18 protein-coding genes are annotated in these 19,659 nt (G+C 46.0%); 16 read left to right on the forward strand and 2 right to left on the reverse strand.

The window, feature by feature from the left end; genetic code table 11:
- Positions 1–129 precede the first annotated feature (129 nt).
- The 10 genes from MHI32_RS07185 to MHI32_RS07230 all read left to right on the forward strand — a co-directional run bounded on the left by MHI32_RS07185 (position 130) and on the right by MHI32_RS07230 (position 10,214).
- Positions 130–744 carry a Gfo/Idh/MocA family oxidoreductase gene (locus tag MHI32_RS07185; protein ID WP_248547962.1) on the forward strand — a complete coding sequence of 205 codons (615 nt, stop codon included), beginning with the start codon at positions 130–132 and terminating at the stop codon, positions 742–744.
- A 501-nt stretch (positions 745–1,245) separates the two neighbouring features.
- Positions 1,246–1,878, forward strand: coding sequence for a carbohydrate-binding family 9-like protein (locus MHI32_RS07190; protein ID WP_076125364.1), 633 nt, complete (start codon positions 1,246–1,248; stop codon positions 1,876–1,878).
- A 224-nt stretch (positions 1,879–2,102) separates the two neighbouring features.
- On the forward strand, positions 2,103–2,981 hold the full coding sequence (locus tag MHI32_RS07195; RefSeq protein WP_248547757.1) for an ABC transporter ATP-binding protein: 879 nt from the start codon (positions 2,103–2,105) through the stop codon (positions 2,979–2,981).
- The gene (locus MHI32_RS07200) at positions 2,978–5,437 is read left to right on the forward strand and encodes a hypothetical protein (protein ID WP_339172229.1); all 2,460 of its coding nucleotides are present in this window, start codon (positions 2,978–2,980) and stop codon (positions 5,435–5,437) included. Before MHI32_RS07195 ends, MHI32_RS07200 begins: the two co-directional genes overlap by 4 nt.
- The gene (locus MHI32_RS07205; RefSeq protein WP_076302149.1) at positions 5,434–6,126 is read left to right on the forward strand and encodes a hypothetical protein; all 693 of its coding nucleotides are present in this window, start codon (positions 5,434–5,436) and stop codon (positions 6,124–6,126) included. Before MHI32_RS07200 ends, MHI32_RS07205 begins: the two co-directional genes overlap by 4 nt.
- 26 nt (positions 6,127–6,152) lie before the next feature.
- Positions 6,153–6,746, forward strand: a complete 594-nt coding sequence (locus MHI32_RS07210; RefSeq protein WP_076125358.1) for an RNA polymerase sigma factor — start codon at positions 6,153–6,155, stop codon at positions 6,744–6,746.
- Positions 6,721–7,698 carry a hypothetical protein gene (locus MHI32_RS07215; protein ID WP_340012085.1) on the forward strand — a complete coding sequence of 326 codons (978 nt, stop codon included), beginning with the start codon at positions 6,721–6,723 and terminating at the stop codon, positions 7,696–7,698. Before MHI32_RS07210 ends, MHI32_RS07215 begins: the two co-directional genes overlap by 26 nt.
- A 12-nt stretch (positions 7,699–7,710) precedes the next feature.
- Complete coding sequence (locus MHI32_RS07220) at positions 7,711–8,361, forward strand: ABC transporter ATP-binding protein (RefSeq protein ID WP_340012086.1); 651 nt, start codon at positions 7,711–7,713, stop codon at positions 8,359–8,361.
- 438 nt (positions 8,362–8,799) lie between these two features.
- A complete protein-coding gene (locus MHI32_RS07225) occupies positions 8,800–9,141 on the forward strand; it encodes a hypothetical protein (protein ID WP_076221106.1) in 342 nt (113 codons plus the stop codon).
- Positions 9,142–9,554: 413 nt separating this feature from the next.
- A complete protein-coding gene (locus tag MHI32_RS07230) occupies positions 9,555–10,214 on the forward strand; it encodes a hypothetical protein (RefSeq protein ID WP_340012087.1) in 660 nt (219 codons plus the stop codon).
- Positions 10,215–10,269: 55 nt separating this feature from the next.
- On the opposite strand, the gene MHI32_RS07235 is transcribed toward MHI32_RS07230, so the two are convergent.
- Positions 10,270–10,686 (reverse strand): MerR family transcriptional regulator, encoded by a 417-nt coding sequence (locus MHI32_RS07235; protein WP_340012088.1) that lies wholly within the window; start codon positions 10,684–10,686, stop codon positions 10,270–10,272.
- 120 nt (positions 10,687–10,806) lie between these two features.
- On the opposite strand from MHI32_RS07235, the gene MHI32_RS07240 reads away from it, so the two are divergent.
- From MHI32_RS07240 to MHI32_RS07255, 4 genes are all read left to right on the forward strand, one after another.
- Positions 10,807–11,856: an NAD(P)-dependent alcohol dehydrogenase gene (locus MHI32_RS07240; RefSeq protein WP_076185356.1), complete on the forward strand. Its 1,050-nt coding sequence runs from the start codon at positions 10,807–10,809 to the stop codon at positions 11,854–11,856.
- A gap of 569 nt (positions 11,857–12,425) precedes the next feature.
- Complete coding sequence (locus MHI32_RS07245; protein WP_340012089.1) at positions 12,426–13,826, forward strand: sugar ABC transporter substrate-binding protein; 1,401 nt, start codon at positions 12,426–12,428, stop codon at positions 13,824–13,826.
- An 85-nt stretch (positions 13,827–13,911) separates the two neighbouring features.
- Positions 13,912–14,829 carry a sugar ABC transporter permease gene (locus MHI32_RS07250; RefSeq protein WP_340012090.1) on the forward strand — a complete coding sequence of 306 codons (918 nt, stop codon included), beginning with the start codon at positions 13,912–13,914 and terminating at the stop codon, positions 14,827–14,829.
- Entirely contained in the window at positions 14,826–15,695 is an 870-nt protein-coding gene (locus MHI32_RS07255) for a carbohydrate ABC transporter permease (protein WP_076125340.1), read from the forward strand. The genes MHI32_RS07250 and MHI32_RS07255 overlap by 4 nt, the downstream gene beginning before the upstream one ends.
- A 214-nt stretch (positions 15,696–15,909) precedes the next feature.
- Here MHI32_RS07255 and MHI32_RS07260 read toward each other — a convergent pair whose 3' ends face one another.
- Positions 15,910–17,439: a helix-turn-helix domain-containing protein gene (locus MHI32_RS07260; protein WP_340012091.1), complete on the reverse strand. Its 1,530-nt coding sequence runs from the start codon at positions 17,437–17,439 to the stop codon at positions 15,910–15,912.
- A gap of 195 nt (positions 17,440–17,634) precedes the next feature.
- On the opposite strand from MHI32_RS07260, the gene MHI32_RS07265 reads away from it, so the two are divergent.
- Together MHI32_RS07265 and MHI32_RS07270 are read left to right on the forward strand one after the other, a co-directional pair.
- Complete coding sequence (locus MHI32_RS07265) at positions 17,635–17,886, forward strand: hypothetical protein (RefSeq protein ID WP_076125336.1); 252 nt, start codon at positions 17,635–17,637, stop codon at positions 17,884–17,886.
- A gap of 11 nt (positions 17,887–17,897) precedes the next feature.
- Positions 17,898–19,646, forward strand: coding sequence for a CocE/NonD family hydrolase (locus MHI32_RS07270; protein ID WP_076125334.1), 1,749 nt, complete (start codon positions 17,898–17,900; stop codon positions 19,644–19,646).
- The last annotated feature ends 13 nt before the right edge of the window (positions 19,647–19,659 follow it).

Raw genomic sequence — 19,659 nt, forward strand, 5'->3', positions numbered from 1 at the left:
TGCGAGAAGCCGATGGCGGGCAATGCACGGGAAACACAGGAATTCATGAAGCTGGCCCGTGGAGCTAAAACCAAGGTGCTGATCGGTCACATCCTTCGCCATAACACTACGTACCAGGCGGTTATGAAGATGATCCGGGAGGGCGCCATCGGCTTCCCTTTGGTCATCCGGCTATCCCAATTGAAGCCCTCCAAAAATTGGGCTTCCCACTTATCCCTGCTCCGGGACGTCTCGCCGATCGTGGATTGCGGCGTCCATTATATCGATGTGATGCGTTGGGCTACAGGGGCGGACGTAGTAAGCGTCAATGGGATCGGGCAGCGTCTCTACGAAGATGTCCCGCCGTATACTTACAATTACGGACTCATGACCCTCCGTCTGTCGGACGGCTCCATCGGCTACTTTGAGACAGGGTGGGGCAAGGGGCTTCCGACTGATAACCGGAAGGAATTTATCGGACCGGCAGGCCGGATTCGCATCATATACAAGAACGAACGACCGCGAGAGGATCAGCATCTGGGGAATCTGATCGAGGTCGAAGACTACCAGAAAGGAGCGGTCCGGCAGATCAATATGGACTTCTCCGTAAAGCCTACGGGTGCCCAGCTGGACTATTTCCTGTCCATGCTGGAGAACAACTTGCCCCCTATACCGGCAATGGAGGAAGCCTGCCGGGCGATGGAGATCGCTCTCTTAGCCGACCGGGCGATCCATGAAGGAATTACGTTACCTTGCGCGAAATAAGGGTTGACCAACATGGTGATGGTAACAGGGGATGAACCGGTGCGTGGTGTACACCTGCTGAGGAATAAATTGTCCACACCCATGCAAAGTACGGCAGCCGACATCAGTCAGTCGAACTGAAGGATGTATACGGTGCCGTCGGGTACCACCCGCTGGATCATCAACGGATTGCAGGGCTAGTAAGCTCCGGAGCCATATTCCGGGAGGTTCCATTCGGCGAGGTGAAGGTAGATTTCGACGCCTATTTCGCCGCATTGCAGGAGAACGGATACGGGGGGATCTGACCATCGATCGGGAAGTGGGGGAAGCGCCCGAGGGGATATAGAGTGTGCAGTTCCATCATCCGCCAATACAGGTAACGGCAGACGGCCGTGCGAAATTTCGGGGATCGAGACTGCGTATTGGAAAACCGGTAAGTCGCGGGTCTAAATAATCAAGTTAATTAATAGGGTTGTTTTGCTGTGTTAGCCTAGTGGGATTTCCAACCGAAGGGAATGAACCATGGAAAGAAAATTAGAAACCTTAGTGATTTCCCGCCTGATAAATCAGACGGATGTTTCAGTTACAGAAGATTTCCAGATCATTAAACAGTATCAATGGCTTAAAGGATATAACCCGGTCGTTACAGCAAGATTAAATTACAGTCAGGAGGATCTGAAGCTTCAGTTTAAGGTTTACGAACAGAATCCAATACGAACATATAGAAACATGAATGATCCTGTGTATAAGGATAGCTGCATCGAGTTCTTTTTTCAGCCTTCTCCGGATTCGGACCAGCGCTATATGAATTTCGAATTTAATGCGAATGGCGCAATTCTCTTGCAGATAGGAGCGGATCGGTATGATCGCTTCCCAATCACTATCAATCCAGCACTTTTCCAAGTCCTATCCACCACGGATCAGATTAATGATAAAGGGGAAGCGTATTGGGAATTAAGCTTTTCGATCTCATGGGCATGGGTACAATCTTATTTTTCGGATTTTCGGGCAGTGCCGGGAAAAAGGATAAGAGGAAACTTTTACAAGTGCGGCGATGAAACGGTTTATCCGCACTTTGGAACATGGAGCAAAGTTCATTCGAACAAACCAGAATTTCATAGAAGCTGTGATTTTGGGATTCTGTACTTAGAGTAACTGCGAAATGCAGGTTAATGAATAACTTCCGAAGCCGCATATACGGGGTTGGAGGTTTTTTTGTCGTAGTAGACACATCGAACAAATGTCATATTGGCAGCGCAAGGATACTATTATTTTAAAAAATCACCTGTTTTTTAAACTTTTAGAAGGGAGTGTCGTTATACTGTTCGACAATCTACTCGTGCGCACGGTAGTTGGCCAAGTACGAATGGAGGCAGGTAATGATGCATGTAGTTATCCAGCAATTGTGCAAAAAATATGGCAGTAAACAAGTACTGAACGGAATTAACCTGACATTGGGTACGGGTATGTTCGGCTTACTCGGTCCCAATGGGGCGGGAAAATCAACATTGATGCAAATATTGGCAACAGTAATACCGAAAACATCAGGGGATGTACAAATTGGACATTGCAAGCTTGGGCGGGATGAACGTGAAATTCGTGGCTTGCTTGGCTACCTGCCACAAGAGTTTGGCGTATATCGCAAGTTGACAGGCGCAGAATATCTCGATTATGTCGCGTCCATGAAGGGCATTACAAATGGAAAAGCCCGGAGGAAAGCAGTAGCCGAAATGTTGCGCCGAGTCAATCTGGAGGAGAAGCGCCATGTGCGTATAGGCAAATATTCTGGCGGGATGCGGCAGCGCATCGGTATTGCCCAGGCGTTGCTAGGTGATCCGCAGTTCATTATTGTGGACGAGCCTACGGCAGGGCTTGATCCCGAAGAACGCATGCGATTTCGTGATATGCTGACTGAGCTGGGTAAAGATCGTACTGTGCTACTGTCTACACATGTCGTCGCCGATATTGATAATAACTGTAAGAGTATGGCGATTATGAGCGGAGGGCGCATCGTATTTCACGGTACGCAAGAACAATTGCTCCAGCGTGTGCAGGGACAAGTGTGGACGGTCCAAGTGGGTGATGAGAAGCTTGCAGAGCTCAAAGAAACTGCAGCCATCGTGACTGCAAAGCGTTCAGGAGCCGGCTATGAGGCGCGTGTTCTTGCCAGTTCTGCCCCATTACCTGGAGCAGTCCAGGCAAAGGCAGGACTTGAGGACGGATATATCGCGGTCATGAGAGCGGGGAATAGCCAATGAGCCTGATTCGCTATTACAAAACAGAGTGCAAGCTACTGCTGCGTGGCCCAGGCTTGTATCTAATGCTGGCAACTGTGGTCGGCATCCTGTATTTGATGTTTCAGACCGCCGATGCCAAATTGGATCGTGCAGTATACGTGATGGATATTTCTGAGGTGTATTGCCTTGTAGCCCTCATTATTTTGCCTTTGCTGGCAACAGCGATAGCACGGCGGGATGAAGAATGGAAGACAGCAACCATGATGGCTACCTTTCCGTATCGAACATGGGAAATGGAGGCTGCACGCTTGCTCTGTGCTGTAACCCTTCCGTTAGCAGCTGCGCTCGTGCCGATGGGGGCTTATGTATGGTTGGTCGTAAATGATGGCATCTCATGGGGAATGCGTGAATGGTATACCTCTGCTGTATTGGCTTCCTTTGCCATCCCGATGTTATTTGCAACTGTAATTGCCTACTTAGTAGGTATCCTTATCCGCAAGCGATACAGTTACTTGATCAGCTTCGTCCTGTTGCTTAGCTTGGCAATTATTTTACCGGAATTTTTTAAGACCGATCGCCCTTCTTTTTCATTACCCCCTCATACGCAGATTTGGTTCGATTATTCACTAGTTAAATATATTGGTAAGTCTTACTCACGTATGTGGGGATTTATATATGATCCGGCATTTTGGCTGCATCGCGGCATCGTTGCAGCTTTAGCAGCAGGAATGGTCATGACTGTTCTACTTGTAGTATGTAGACGCAGGCGGGAACGGGTCAAGGCATGGCTGGTCTATCCCACGATGCTGATTCTAGGTGCAGCATTGTTATGGGCAGGTAGTGCGATGTACGGATACCTGCAGGAACGGGCAGATATTGCGGATGCCAATGAACGTTTCTATCGCGAACGTCTTACTTCAGCCAATGATATCACGCAACAGCGTGAATTGGAGCAACTGCTCGTTGCTGGAATTGCAGCGGGTAAATATTCGGAGGCGGATATTGAGGAAATGTCTCGGATCACCCTTAACACAAACGGGAATACCAGCAATCCGCTCTCGGTATCGCATATTAAAGATCTGCTTGTCGGAATGAAGTTCCAGGATCTACACATTAACAGCTACAAGCTGAAGTTGGAATTACTGCCGCGGCATGGGTTAGAAATACAGGCGACGATGCAAGCAAGCAATGGACAAGCGGCAACACTAGAGCGATTCCCAATCATGCTGCGACATATCTTTGATGTACAGGAACTGAAGGTGAACGGTGCTGCTGCTGCCTATGAGTGGGAAGAGGCTACAGATGTACTTTGGATCAAGCCTGCAACGGATGTTATGCCAGGGGAGCATCTGGAGATCGAGATGACATATAGAGGTACCCTAAATGATTGGCGGCATTATTATTCCGTCGCTCCTAGCAGGGATAGATGGGAGCAGATCGCTGTTGTCGACGATAACAGGATTTTCCTGCCAGCTTTCTATGGCTGGTACCCTGTTATCGGCAATAGCCGGCTATCGGAATTGCTTACCGATCACTACGAATGGGGGCGTCACGCTACAGATATTCTGGACACACAACTGCCGCGCCCTATGGCGGGCTTTGAAGTTGCTATCACAGGGCCAAGTGGCTTGAAACTGTTCTCCAACGCCTCTGTCATTACTAGTAAGATGGCTGGAGAGAAGGGGGCGACCATCACGCGCCTGGAGCTGGATGAAGCAAGCGGACTTACATTATTTGGGGGCGATCTGCAACTTGCAGAAGCGACGGCAGACGGCAAGACGTTGCGTCTGTTGGCATCTGGTCAATTGCCTGCCCGTTCTGTCGAAGAAGCAGCACAGTTCGCAGCCAGGCATTACGCCCAAGCGGCGCGTACTTTGAAAAAGTTGGATGGAGAAGCTGCAACGAGTTTTCCCCAGACGGTTACTATGGCACTTGCCGATTATCCGTATTATAGTTTGAATATGGTGAGTATGAGCACCCTTGGCATGGTAGATGCATCAGTTGGAGGTCCGGAAGCTCGCGATGTCCACTTTTTGTCTAAGGTGTCTGTGTCAAGTTATTTTGGGGCGGAAATTGATCGAGGGAAAAATGGGAATATCCAACTGAGAACGGGGCAGTACTGGCTTGATTACAGTGCCAAACGTAGAGAGATTAGAAATGCGAGAATGTTAAATTTAAACGCCCAATATACACTGAATAACTTTTTTCAGGCTTATAACGAGCTCAAGCTGGTCGGAGGGAAACTGCCAGATCGACTGTTCGAACCTGTTAGCAGCTATTTTTTGAACGGTACACCGAATCAGGTTTATGACCTTATGAATACCATATACAGCCAGTACGGTATTGAAAGTGTCTACGATGTCATCAAGCTTGTCTTTGACAGTATTGGCACAGAGCAGCTAATCGAGGACAGTGATGAACAAATGGAAGCGCTTCTGCGAGGCTATTTGCAAAGGAAAATGGAGGGAGGACAATGAAGGTTGCCCTCATTCTTTTGTCCCGTGCAAAATATGCTTGGCGCATCCTATGGGGCGGCTACTTGCTAGCTATAGCTATTATTGCGGCGCTGATAGCAGCTGGTTGCCTCATGCTGCCAATGATGATGCCCTCTCCTGGTTTTTATCATGTCAAAGTGGCTTTTATATTTGTGCTGCCTTTACTTGCGATTGCCTTGAGTGCTGCCTTGTTCGCCGATGATTTCAGTGAGGGTACTTTTGCCCATCATTTCAGCTATCCATATTCACAATTACTCGTGTTCGCCGAGCGAGGAGCGGTCGCTGCGCTATTGCTAGTTATCTATGAAGCAGCGTTGCTCTGGGCAATTGACCGCTGGGCGATCGTTTTAAGTACGGCACAACTAGCTTACATAATTAAACATAGCCTCAGTGTGAATATGTTCCTTGGCGGTCTGGCGGCATTGGGCAGTCTGCTAGGGCGCAATATGGCTGTCGGGCTAGGAGTGGGGGCAACGGTGTGGCTGCTGGAGTATTTTATGTCCAGTATGCCGCTCAATCGGTACTATTTATTTCAAGCCGTCTGGCCGGTGAGCCGGTTCACAGATAAATCGCATAACGCTATCGCATTATTTGCAGCAGCTGGAATACTGCTTTTCTGCTGTATGCTTCTATTGGGGAAAGGCAGAGGTTGGCTCGTGTGCAGGCAATAGTGCTGAGCGAGAAAGGAGAGAGTCAAGTGAACAGCAGGGCTGTTGTTACGGATGAGCAACTGCTCGAGCAATACAAGCAAGGAAATACAGCCGTGCTGGAGTTGTTCGTCTATCGGTATCATCAGACCATCTATGCGTATTTATACCGACTGACCAGCAAGCGTCAGCTCGCAGAAGATTTGGTGCAAGAGTGTTTTGTCAGAGTATTCACGGCTTTGCAAGCTGGTCGGTTGCCTGAACGGTTTCGACCATGGATTTATCGAATTGCGACGAACCTGTGCCGTGATGTATGGAAGTCCGGAGCTTATCGTTATGAAGTAGCGGCTAAGGATACCGGAGTGTATGATGCGGCAGATGGCGGTAAGGATACGGTAGCGTCTTTTTTAGACAAGCAATATGAGCGTGAAGCAGTCATTGCTGCCCTTGGCGCTTTGCCTGAGGAGGAGCGGCAAATTGTTATTTTGCGTTTTTATGAGGAGCTCAAGCTGGATGAAATAGCCGAGTTGCTGGAACTGCCGCTTGGAACGGTCAAGTCCAAGCTGTATCGGGCGTTCAGGCGACTGGCCCATACATTGCAGAAAGGGGAGGATCAGGATGAGTTACATATCCGGAGCCGGTAGCGCCGATAAGGCTAGTCGCGACAGTCAACTGCACAGGGAATTGCAAGAGCAGCGGCAACTAGAGGAAAAGGGTGAAGCAGCAGCGGATCGATGGGAGCATGACCAGATCGGAGCCGTATTCAGCCAACTGGATCGCTATACCGTCGATGGTCCCAGCGGCCAGCAGACGGAATCTCTGCTGGCGCTTGCCGCCACATATGCCACACAGCCTGAGTGGGCGGTTGCTGTACCCTCTTCCAAGCGAGTGGCAAGACATGACAGGCCTGGGCGGCAAGCAACTGTCGCTATATCTTTACCAGTAAGGCTTATGCAACGCATGGCAGCTCAGGTAAGGACGATGCATTGGCTGTTTTGGCTTACATCAGCGCTTATGATTGGCATAGGAGCAGTCGTTGAGGGGCTGTTAGCAAGTGAATGGTTCAGTAGCTCTGCCAAGCCGGATGTATTTTTATTTACGATTCTGTTGCTTCCTGTAGCTAGTGTGGCCTATTCACTCCGATCCATGCATACGCCAATGAGTGAGCTTGAGGCGACCTTTCCTGTTACACCCGTACAGCTTATGGTAGCCAGAATAGGAACCATACTGCTATATGACCTCCTTCTAGCGCTGTTGTTTTATGGAATACTCGTTATGACGGGTACCAGCGGTGAATTCGGATCTAACACTACTTTACTGATCACAGATCTATTACTGCCGATCTGCCTGAGCGCTTTTGCAGCGCTGGCTGCAATGCTTCGTTTCGGGACATGGCCTGGTACCGCGGTTGTGCTCGCAGTGGGTGTCATCCAGTTTTCCGCTGGCGAGAGGCTTGGCGTATTTCAATTGTTCAGCGAATACGGGTCCGAACACTGGCTTGCAAGCAAGCTTGTTGCTGTTAGTCTGGCAATAGCGCTGGGTGTTATAACAAGTATTTTGCTGCGCCATCGGCATTATTACAAGCAATATGGATAGGAGGGAAGAGTGGTGCGAGGAGCTGAGCTAAAACTTACCGCGGTTGAACTTCTTGCAGATAATGGTCACCTGCTGCTAGGGGATGTGAATCTGGCTTTGCCGCCAGGCTGGTATGGTCTGGAGGGCGCCAATGGCAGTGGAAAAACAGCATTGCTCAAAGCGATAGCTGGTCTATACCAGCCTGTACGCGGCCTGATTACCTATCAGCTTCATGGCGTGACGTTGTCAGGCAATGCTTTCAAGCCTTATCTGGGCTACAAGCCACAGCAGGCAGCGTACTATGACAATATGAATGTCGAGGCATACTTGCGTTATGTGGGTGAGATGAAGCTGATGCCACGGGCGACCATTGAAGAACGATCTCGTGAGCTATGTGAACGGCTCGGGCTTACTGCCGAGTGGAAGACGCCCATTCAGCGGTTGTCAGGCGGCAACAAGCAACGGCTTATGATTGCTCAGGCGATGCTTGCTGATCCATGGTTTCTGCTGCTGGATGAGCCTCTCTATGGCATGGATATCGAGATTCGTTTCCTGCTGCTAGACACGTTGTACGAAATGACACCTGGCACAGTCGCAATCTTTTCAGGCGCTTTGGAGGGCCTACAGGGAGGTTGGTTGGATGCTGTGATCAAACTTGAAAATGGTACAGCGGCGCTGCACTGATGCAGCGCCGTTTTCTATATTAAATCATCCTGCTGCGGCTGCGAAACTTGCCTGGCGGATAGCCAGACATTTGTTTGAACCATTTGCTGAAGGGGTGGATAGAGTCGGCCTCTAGCTGGCTGGCAATGGAGACTCTTCTACTCTTATCATTGGCAAAGAACGGGGAGTTTTGAACACAAATAAAATAATGAGAAGTGACAGATTGCTTGGGTAGTGTTGGGATAATATCAATAATTGGCGAACCAGCCGATGGAATCAATGGCGTGATTTTCTCTTTGAATGGAGATTTTTTGGTACCTTATTGTCAGTACAATCATACAGAGAAAAAAAGGAGGAGAACCCAGAATCATGCACACCAAGAATAAGGGGAAGTACAATGATTTTTCGAGATATTTACCTGGATAGCCAATTGTTGCGGAAGAAGACGAAACACTTCCCTTGGCTCATCCTGATTTGATGTTGTTTTTGCTTAACACCACAAATGTAATTGATAGTGTTGATTATAGACTGTTCAAAATAAAGGAAACAGCTATCGTTCAATTTTTTGTAACGGACGCATTTAAACAACTAGTGGAACTCCATGACCTTAAGGGCTTAGATTTCTCAGAGGTATACGATTCAGCTTTTACTGCAGAAAAAGAAGAAGAGCAAGAACGTAATTACCAAGCTGCCCTTGATTTCATAGAGCGCAATAAAGGAATTGAAGTTCATATGATGAGGCTCGTTTCCTTATGGAGCAGGAAAAAGTTGTTGCCAGCGGAAAGTGGAGAATGCAACTAGATGAGAATGGGGAGCTATGGCTTGCGAATTTTACACCTGATTTGATTTATTGCTGGGGCCAGCCAATTTATATTCCTCCTGTGTTAATGCTTTTTCAATGGCATGAAGTAGAGAAGTCTGAAATTAACTTATAGAACCCGGTGGAATGAAATATACTCTTATGAAGCTTTATCATCATTTTTAAAAGGCTAAGCGCTGAGCTTAAAGTCATAAGTTAGATCCGTTAACACTAAAGTTTTACAAAGGCGACTTATCTGCGGACGGGTTGCTTTTGTTTTTTTCAGTTCCCATCAAAACAATATAGTCCTGACCGATCTGCTTATCCAAATCATTGAATACTATCAATAAAGATAACCGTCAAACAATAGAATATATGATATAATGACGTGGTTGTTGTAAGGTGCAATTTTAATATGAAAAATAGGATGGGCAATATGAAGGGTTATCTTTATAACGTGGATAAAAAACGATTGATTATTATGGTTATCGGCAATGTATTTCTGGGCATGGGAATTAGTATTTTTAAGCTGTCCGGCATGGGGAATGATCCCTTTAGCGGCATGGTAATGGCACTTGCAGAGTGCGTGGGTATAACATATGCAAATTTTCTGATCTTGCTGAACCTGGTATTGTTTGTAATCGAATTCATCACCGGACGAAGGTATATTGGAGCAGGGACTTTTGTAAACGCAATCTTTTTGGGGTATATCGCTACGTTCTTTCATAGTACTTGGCTATCTCTGTTAGGCGAACCTCAGCTGTTATGGCAGCGGGTGGTCGTCGTAGCGATTGGCGTGGTGGTATGCAGTTTTGGGGTATCCCTGTATCAGACATCGGCTGTGGGAGTCGCTCCTTACGACAGCCTGTCCCTGATTATGAGGGATAACGTCCCGAAAATATCTTATTTTTGGCACCGGATGTTTACGGATGCTCTTTGTGCTTTGATTTGCTTCCTGGCAGGAGGCATTATAGGCTTAGGAACTCTAGTGTCCGCACTTGGTTTGGGACCCATTATTCATTTTTTTGATGTGAATTTTACGGAGAAGCTGCTGGCAAAAAAGCGTCCAAATTAAGAAAGGCGGGGCAGACCAATCTGCCCCGCCTTTTCTGTAATTTGAAGGTCCATTTTTAATGAGTAAATGCACTCTTAATGTTATTTTTTTTATGAACATCTTCCGTGCCGCTATCCAAGGCGGTCTTGTAGTAGAAGCATTTATGGTCTATGACTTCCATCGTTTTTCTCAATTCTTCCATCTGTGCTTCTACAGAAGCTTTCCGCTCCAGGAACATATCATATCTCTGCTGCAAGGTGGAGTCCCCTTCAGAGCACCACTCAATGAAATGTTTTATTTCCTTAATCGGCATCCCGGATGACTTCAGGCATTCAATTACTTTTAAAGCATCCATATCCGTTTCTTTGAAAATGCGTTTCCCGCTGGGGGTTCTTTCTATAAAAGGAAAAAGCCCTTCCTTGTCATAGTAACGCAGGGTATGTGATGTCATATTAAAATATTCTGCAACTTCACTTATGGAGTATGTCTTCATCATCTATCTCCAGTCTTAATTATATTTTATGCTTGACTTAGAGTTAACTTTAAGTAATAACATAGGTTTTGTAAAGTCGGCGTTACAGCTTTTTATATTAACTAGAAGAGAGGTTTCACTATGATAAAAGTAAATGCACGTGCTACATTCAGTCAGGAAGGCCCGTTCAAGCTAACTACAATCGAACGCCGGAATCTGCAGCCGCACGATGTTCTTATTGAGATTAAATACGCTGGCATTTGCCACTCGGATATTCATACAGCCCGCGGGGAGTGGGGACCGGTTAAGTATCCACTTGTTCCAGGGCATGAGATCGCCGGTATTGTCAGCCAGGTCGGTTCCGAAGTTACAAAGTACGCAGTCGGCGATCGTGTAGGGGTTGGTTGTATGGTTGACTCCTGTGGAGAGTGCAGTAATTGCCAAAAAGGTGAGGAGCAGTATTGCCTGAGTGGAAATACGGGCACCTATGGAGCTATCGACCGGCATGGTCACTATACTCAGGGCGGATACTCCACGCACATCGTTGTAACAGAAGACTTCGTGGTCCGGATTCCTGATGCTATTCCGCTTGACGCGGCTGCACCGCTTTTGTGTGCAGGAATTACCACCTATTCACCGCTGCGCCATTGGGGAGCCGCTCCCGGCAAAAAAGTAGCTGTAGTGGGTCTTGGCGGGCTTGGACACATGGCTGTGAAGATTGCTCATGCCATGGGAGCTGAGGTTACTGTGTTATCACAGTCACTGAAGAAGAAGGAAGACGGATTGCAATTAGGAGCGGATCATTATTATGCGACCAGCGATCCGGAGACATTTAAGCAGCTTGCCGGTTCATTCGATCTTATTGTGAATACAGTAAGCGCACAAATTAATATTGATGCTTATCTTTCACTTCTGGCATTGGATGGTACATTAGTCAATGTTGGTGCGCCCGCTGATCCATTGGCAGTTAACGTATTCTCGCTGATCGGCCACCGCCGTTCGTTTGCCGGGTCGATGATTGGTGGAATCCGTGAAACGCAGGAAATGCTTAATTTCTGCGCTGAACATAATATTGCTTCTGAAATCGAGGTCATTTCTGCTGACCGGATTGATGAAGCTTGGGAGCGTGTGCTTGCTTCAGATGTCCGTTACCGGTTTGTCATCGACATCAGCACGATGGGGAACGAATAAGAGACACCTTCATTCTTGACCTCGGTTCGTGTCCACAACCTCAAGAAATTCGATAACATAGCGGGAATTTGCTAAGGAGCTGGAAATCTCACGCAGTTATGTTTCGAGAAGAGAAAAAAGGCGTTGCTGCATACAGCAGCATATGTGTATAAATGCTAAATAGGCAGAGCAGTGCTTCTACCATTGGGGTAGGAGGACGGCTCTGCTTATTGTCGTTACTGCAATTGAATATTTTGGTTCAGCTGATTCTGCCGTTTTTATGAAAAAGCTGATTCTTTAAAGGTTGGAATTTTTAAAAATCAGGTTGAAAAATGCTATTTTCCCTAATAGAAAATCATGACACAATAACGATAAAGCGCTTACTTCATTAAAATATCCCAAGTTCATGAAGACTCTATACCACTTTTTGAAAATATTTACGATATTAAAAGTCGTATCTGCTGGCCGAAATTGCGGATTCCAAGCAAAGGTTGAAATTATTAAAAAAGTTGGTACTAAACGTTTAACTCAATAACTTAAGGGGTCAAACGGTTAGACATATCTATGTAATTATGAAGGGGGAGAGGGAAATGAAAGTAGGTAAAGCATTCGGGGCAGGTATTCTTTCAACTGCACTAGCGTTAAGTGTCATTGGCTGCGCGAAAGACGAGACAAACACAGTAACCAAGGCATCTGATGCACCCAAAGCATCTGAGAACGCAACCTCCAAGCCTGAGGGGAAGGTCAAAATTATCTATTCGATGTGGGGAAGTGCGGAAGAGGGAAATGTAACCCAGGGAGTGGCGGATAAGTTTAATGCTTCTCAAGACAGAATTGAAGTAGAAGTACAAGCAATTCCTTGGGAAAACTACATGACTAAGCTGAATACAATGGCTACGGCAGAGCAATTGCCTGATACAGGGATGCTAAGAGAAGATGGGGTCGTTCAGTGGTCTACCCAAGGCATGCTGAATGATGTAAATACAATGTACGAAGGAAGCGACAGCAAACCACTCGATAGCTTAGCCTACAAATATCAAGGGAAAACCGTAGCCTACGCGGCTGCTAATGAAATCTTACTCCTCTATTACAACAAAGATATGTTTGACAAAGCCAATGTACCCTATCCCCCAGCCGCTTTAGACCAAGCGTGGACATGGGACGAATTTGTAACAACAGCAAAGAAGCTGACCCTTGATAAAAATGGTAAACATCCTGATGAGAGTGGCTTTAATGAGCAGAGTATCGTACAGTTTGGCGCATCCGTTGAAAACTTACCATGGCAGCTTGAGACCTGGGCGCTTGGTAATGGTGGAGGGTTCTATTCGGGTGATGGGACTGAGGTGAGAATTGGAGAAGACGCCAGTATAGAGGGAATTCAGAAGGTTGCAGATCTTTACTTGAAGGATCATGTTGCTCCGTTGTCTGTCGGACAGACTGATGATGGCATTCAACGAACCATCATCGCGGGAACTGTTGCCATGGCTACTAACGGTGCGTGGAACGTGGGAACTAGTCTGAATACGGCCAAGAATGAAGGCTTGAACTATGGCGTTGCAGTATTGCCTTACATGAAGGAAAAGGTTACCCTCAACACGGGTGGCGCCAATGTCGTCTTCTCCCAGACTAAGCATCCAAAAGAAGCGATGGAATGGCTGAAATGGTACAACTCAGAAGAAAATAACTGGGGCCTCATTAGCTCGGGGATCTGGATGCCGACGCTGGAGAAGTGGTACACGGATGAGACCCTTACCCGTAAATGGGTCGAAAATCCTAACTTCCCTGTTTATGACGAATATAAATCTGCAGTAGTCGACTATGCGCAATCACCTGCTGTGAAGTCCGCAGCGTGGTTCTATACGAATCATACGACAGAGTTTAACACCTTGCTCGGGTCGGTTCTAGGGGATGTATGGACTGGAAAGACGACCGCTAAGGATGCTATTTCTAAAAATCTGGATGCGTTGAAAGCAGCCCATTCAGGCAATTAGTAAAGTCCGTAAAAGAATGGCCGCTGCCAAGCTCACACACGCGGCGGCCATATTATGATCTTCAGGTGGGGAGATAGAGATGGAAATGATTAATAAATCTCCGAAACGTCGTTCACGTATCCATTCAGGTGAGGCACGAGCCGCGTATATATTATTGATCCCTGCCTTCATTGGGCTGATCTTTCTAACGTATTTACCTCTTATTGGGGTGCTCGGGATCAGCTTAACGAATTGGACGGGACTTTCAGACCCCAAATTTGTTGGCTTCGAGAATTATATTAATCTATTTACCACTGATCCTTATATTAAAGATTCTATTATCGCTACGGTCTACTTTGCCGTCTTATCGGTAGTTGGAGGCATGATTTATTCACTTTTTATTGCGATGCTACTGAATCGTAAAATTCCGGCAAGAGGGTTTTTCCGAGCTGTGTTCTATGTACCGTACGTTTTGCCGGCAGCCGCAATATATGTAGGATGGTCCTGGTTATACGAAGCTAATTTTGGATTTTTTAACTTTATTCTCTCTGAGATGGGTTTGAACAAAGTTTCTTTTATCGCGGATTCCAGCTATGTCATTCCATCCCTATCCTTGATTTCGGTTTGGCTGTCAGGTAACTTAATTGTTATTTTCTTAGCTGGGCTGCAAAATGTTCCGGTCGTCTACCATGAAGCGGCTGAAATGGATGGTGCGAATGGATGGAAACGATTCTTGCATATCACTTTACCGTGCATGTCGCCCATTATCTTTTACAATTTGCTAATGAGCTTGATTGCCAATCTCCAAATTGTTACGCCGGCTCTTTCATTAACGAATGGCGGCCCGGGTAATTCTTCACGCTTTTTAACTTATCTGATGTATGATCAAGCTTTTGTAAATTATAAATTGGGGTATGCTTGTGCGACAACAGCCGTTATTTTTGTTATTCTTGCAGGCTTTACTGGTGTATTATTCAAAACCTCCAACCTATGGATCTTTAATGAAGGAGGCGATGACAAATGAGTGTAGCCTCATACGGAAGATTAAAGAGCAAAAAACGTAATAATCAATGGATGAACCTGATCTCGTTTGTCGTTGTTATTTTTTTTACTATACTCGTGCTCTTTCCAATCTGGTGGATATTTCGCACGTCGCTCATGTCGAATGCCGAGATATACCAATATCCGCCTTCACTGCTGCCAGGAAATTGGTTGTTTTCAAACTATGCAGAAACGCTAGAGATCTTTAAGTTTTGGAAATATTTATGGAATACTATGATTATTATTGTACCCGCCTGTCTGGCAGGAACCTTTACAGCGACTTTATGCGGTTATGCCTTTGCAAGACTGCGTTTTCGGGGCAAAAAATTGATTTGGGCTCTTTGTGTCGGTTCGATGCTTCTACCTGCCATGGTTACACTTATTCCGCTATATATTGGGTGGACGAGAGGCTTAGGAATTCATGACAGCTATCTGCCGTTGATTTTGCCTTATTTCTGTGGTGGCGGGGCTTTTAATATCTTTTTGATCAGGCAGTTTATCATGTCTATACCGAGAGAGCTTGATCAAGCAGCAACGATCGATGGCGCTGGATATTACCGCATTTTGTTCAGCATTATTATGCCGGCCATTAAATCTGCGATGATCGTCGTCGCATTATTTATCTTTATCGGTTTATGGAATGATCTACTTCAACAGATGATTTACATAAACTCAAGCGATAAGTATACGATAGCCTTGGGACTAACCGCCTTTAGAGGCCAACTAAAGCAGGACTGGTCGCTGACGATGGCGGCTACGTGTATGTCCTTTGCGCCGGGTGTCATTTTTTATCTGATTGGTCAAAAATATTTCGTAGAAGGAATCACGTTGACAGGACTGAAAAATTAGCTTCAATGGCTAAAGATAGCGCACTGTAATCTGCTCTGAAGTATTAATGGGGGCACCTTTCTGCTAAGGCTTAAGTTCCGAGCCCGGCGGTATAAGGTGCCCTTTATTTGTGCTGTAAAAGCTTCTACAGATTATGAATAAAGTTATATAGGTTTGCTGGGACGAGTCCTCTCTTTGAATTGGAACGTCCATACAAATTCCTCGAAGATTAGTTTTATTTATGTACTTCGTATTTTAAGTTCAGAAAATGAAATGTCAATTGCAGTTTGAGACGAATATCACCGTTGCTTAAGTCTAATTGGAAAAGCTCCCGGATCCTGTTGATACGATAGAACAAAGTGTTTCTATGGATAAAAAGTGCTTTTGCCGCAAGAGCTGGAGTGTCCACATACTGAAGATAGGCTTCAAGGGTAGGCAGCAAACTTGTTTTGTGGGTATGGTCATAAGCAATAAGCTTCTGAATAACCGGATGACAGAAATCAGCAAGATCATGATGTTCAGATATGATTTTTCCAATATGCTCACAGAGATAGTCCTCATACACATAGATTGACTTGTTAAAGTCAAGTTGGAGTCCTAAGTCGATGGCAGCCAGACATTGTTTGTAATATTTTCGCAAAAAATTTAATTGACTGAAGGAATCACTCATTGAAGCAGTCAGACTATTTACTTGCAGAAACTCCAGAATCCGTTCTTCTTTAGTAATTATTTCGTGGGATGAATCGGTGAGAGAGATTAGAAATACAATGCGCCCTTGAAAAACGATCCAACGGTTGTTTGGCAGGAATTGACTTAGATGCTGCGCGACCAGTTGAACTTTTCCCTCAAAAAAACCGTTGTTTTGGTCAATTAAGGTCAACACACGCAAGTTAGAGGACAGCGGCCACTCCATATGAGCCAAGCGCATTGCAATGACATTAGCATCATAGAGATCACCAGTAAGGAGTTCGGTAAGCAGAAAGCTATGAACCATTCCTTGATTGGATTTATAGAAATCACTCTTCTGCAATTCTACCGAAACCAGCTCGCAAAGAAATTTTACTAGTTCAAAATCAATATCAGTAAATTCACGATCAAGCTCCATAACACTAACCTGTGCAAATTCTATACCGTGGACGTACACAAAAGCTGTAATCCAACCGTTCTTGGTCTCGGGATCACGAGAGTAATAAGGAAAAAGAGCCATCCGGGTCCGCTCGTATAAATTGGATTTCTTCATGCTTTGAATATTTCGGTCAAGGACATAACCTAAGTGTCTCTGTTGTTCAATATCAGGTCGGCTGGGAATAGGTGCTTGACACATAGCAAGTAATTTATAGCCAGCATCAACAATGATAACCGGATTACCAAAGATGCGGGTGGCTTCATTCGTCATGTGCTGCAATCCTTTGTTGGAGTTAAGTGCGGAGATAAGCGTGTGCATATGCTCAATAAGCCGATTCTCATGAGCAAGGATAGTAGAGATTTTCTCTGAAAGATCCAGCAAATCCAGTTCATTTGGCAGAAGGGTAAGGCAAGTATAAGAATCAACAGATGCGTCACAATCCTGAATACAGAAAAGTGGGGTGTCTGTTGGAAAGTCCCTTGGTATATCTGAAAGCTTGCCTAAATAGGCAGTGTCAGTCTTGAATACGGAGCAGGGTCGCAGGATAGCAAATTCGTTAATCTCTTTGGTTTGTAATGCCTCTTCCGGCCAGGCAAGACAACAGTCGCTAAGTTTTCTGATGATCTTTTGAAGATTCACGAGAACAGCCTCCAATAGCACTAGGAACCTTTGTGCAATTTTACAAAACTTTGCTGAAATAACCGATCACGATTAAGTTGCAGCACATGGGAGATAACGCTCTCATTATATATACTGAAATTATCACATGCAGCAATAAATGACACTTTAGCTTGAAAATGTGTGATGAGCTGTATTTAACAAGGAGGGATTGTATTGGAATTACGTGAAGAAATTTATGCGAAGCTGGTGGAAAGAGCTTCGCCTTTATTCGGGAAGAAGCCGGAGGAATTGTCGGAAAGTCTTTCATTTACGAGTGATTTACAGGCAAAATCTGTGCATTTTTCGCAGATCACTACTTTCTTGGAGGACGCTTTTAATGTTGAAATTCCATATATGAAATTTCGCCGGAAACAAACCATCGCTGAGGCTGTTGATTATGTGCTGGAAATTTGCGAGAACGGATAAGGAGAAGGACAATGAACAAATTTTTTACAAAGAAAGAAATGTTTCAGGGCGAAGAGCTTGAGAGTATTTACCGTGTGGCCCGTCGGCCTGTTGATAAAGAGCAGGATATTGATCTTTCTGCAAGTGAAAATCCAATGGATGCAATGGGACAAGGTTTCTGTCCTCCCTTCAACCAAAGAACATACATTGCGGGTGAAGGCGTGATCTGTCAGCAAGACGTACCCGTTAAAATGCGTGACGGGGTGACTATCTACTGTGATATATATATGCCGGAAAACCGAATAGATAAGATTCCTGCACTAGTTTCCTGGAGTTTTTTCGGGAAAAGGCCAGGAGAAGGAATGAGTGAGTGGCAGATTATGGGCGTTCCTCCGCAGACCGTATCCAAACTCGCAAAGTTCGAGTCTCCGGACCCTATGTATTGGTGCCGAATGGGTTACGCCGTTGCCAACGTTGATACTCGCGGTGCAGGTCATTCCGAAGGTGATGTAAGCATGTTCAGTCGTCAGGATTGTGAGGATGGCTATGATTTTATCGAATGGCTGGGTGTTCAATACTGGTGTAACGGTCGAGTGGGTATGGGAGGAAACTCTGGTGTAGCCATGACCCAGTATCGTGTAGCAGCTTATCAACCTCCCCATCTCGCCTGTATAGCCCCGTGGGAAGGCACGACTGATGTGTACCGGGAAGCAATTTATGAAGGGGGCATCCCAGCACTTAGCTTCAATGAATTCATCGCAGCTTCGGTTACGGGGAATGGCGGTGTCGATGATCAAGTGGCTATGGCACGGAAATATCCTTTAATGAACGGTTACTGGCGTGACAAAATTCCTGATTTCAGCAAGATTACGATTCCGTGTTACTGTACCGCCGGCTGGAGTCATTTTCATCTGCGTGGTTCAATTCAGGGCTATCGTAAAATTAAGACGAAGCAGAAATGGCTGCGCGTACATCGCGATTTTGAATGGGCAGATGCTTATGATCCTTACAATCTTGAGGACCTGAAGCGCTTCTATGACCGCTACCTGAAAGACATTCATAATGGCTGGGAATTAACCCCCCGTGTCCGGCTTGATGTTATGGATGCTTTCGATTGTGATTACCAGGTACAGCGCAAGGAAAAAGGATTTCCTCTGGAGCGAACTCAATATACACGTTACTACCTGGATGCGGCCAGCATGAGCATGCAAGAAGGTCCTGTTTCTGCCGCATCCGAAGCAACTTACGACTCGGACAGTGGAGAAGCAATCTTTGATATGGAAATTAAAGAGGATACTGAGCTGACCGGTTATATGTTTTTACGGCTTTATGTTGAAGCAGCCGGGCATGACGACATGGATCTTTTCATTAATATTCAGAAGGCTGATGGAGAGGGCAATTGGATTCCCTGGCATGTACTGGATGAGCCGCATCCCGGAGCATGGGGTAAGATTCGTGTTTCGCACAGAGAGCTTGATTCAAAGCTTAGTACCCACTATCAGCCTGTGCTTTCTCACGAACGTGAGCTGAAGCTCACTGGGGGAGAGGTAGTTCCGGTGGATATCGAAATTGTGCCTTCCAGCCGGATCTGGCATAAAGGTGAGAAACTGCGGGTGCAGGTGGCAGGCCGCTATATCCGGGAGGGATGGTTCGAGCCTCTAGCGTGGGACACAGACAATAAGGGCAGACACATCATTCGCACTGGCGGGGAATATCAATCCTTCCTTCAGGTACCGGTAATTCCGCCACGTTATCAATCTGGTGAATATATCTACCGTTAGATATGGAGGAAAG

The sequence above is a fragment of the Paenibacillus sp. FSL H7-0690 genome, from assembly GCF_037980415.1.
GTDB lineage: Bacteria > Bacillota > Bacilli > Paenibacillales > Paenibacillaceae > Paenibacillus_AQ > Paenibacillus_AQ odorifer.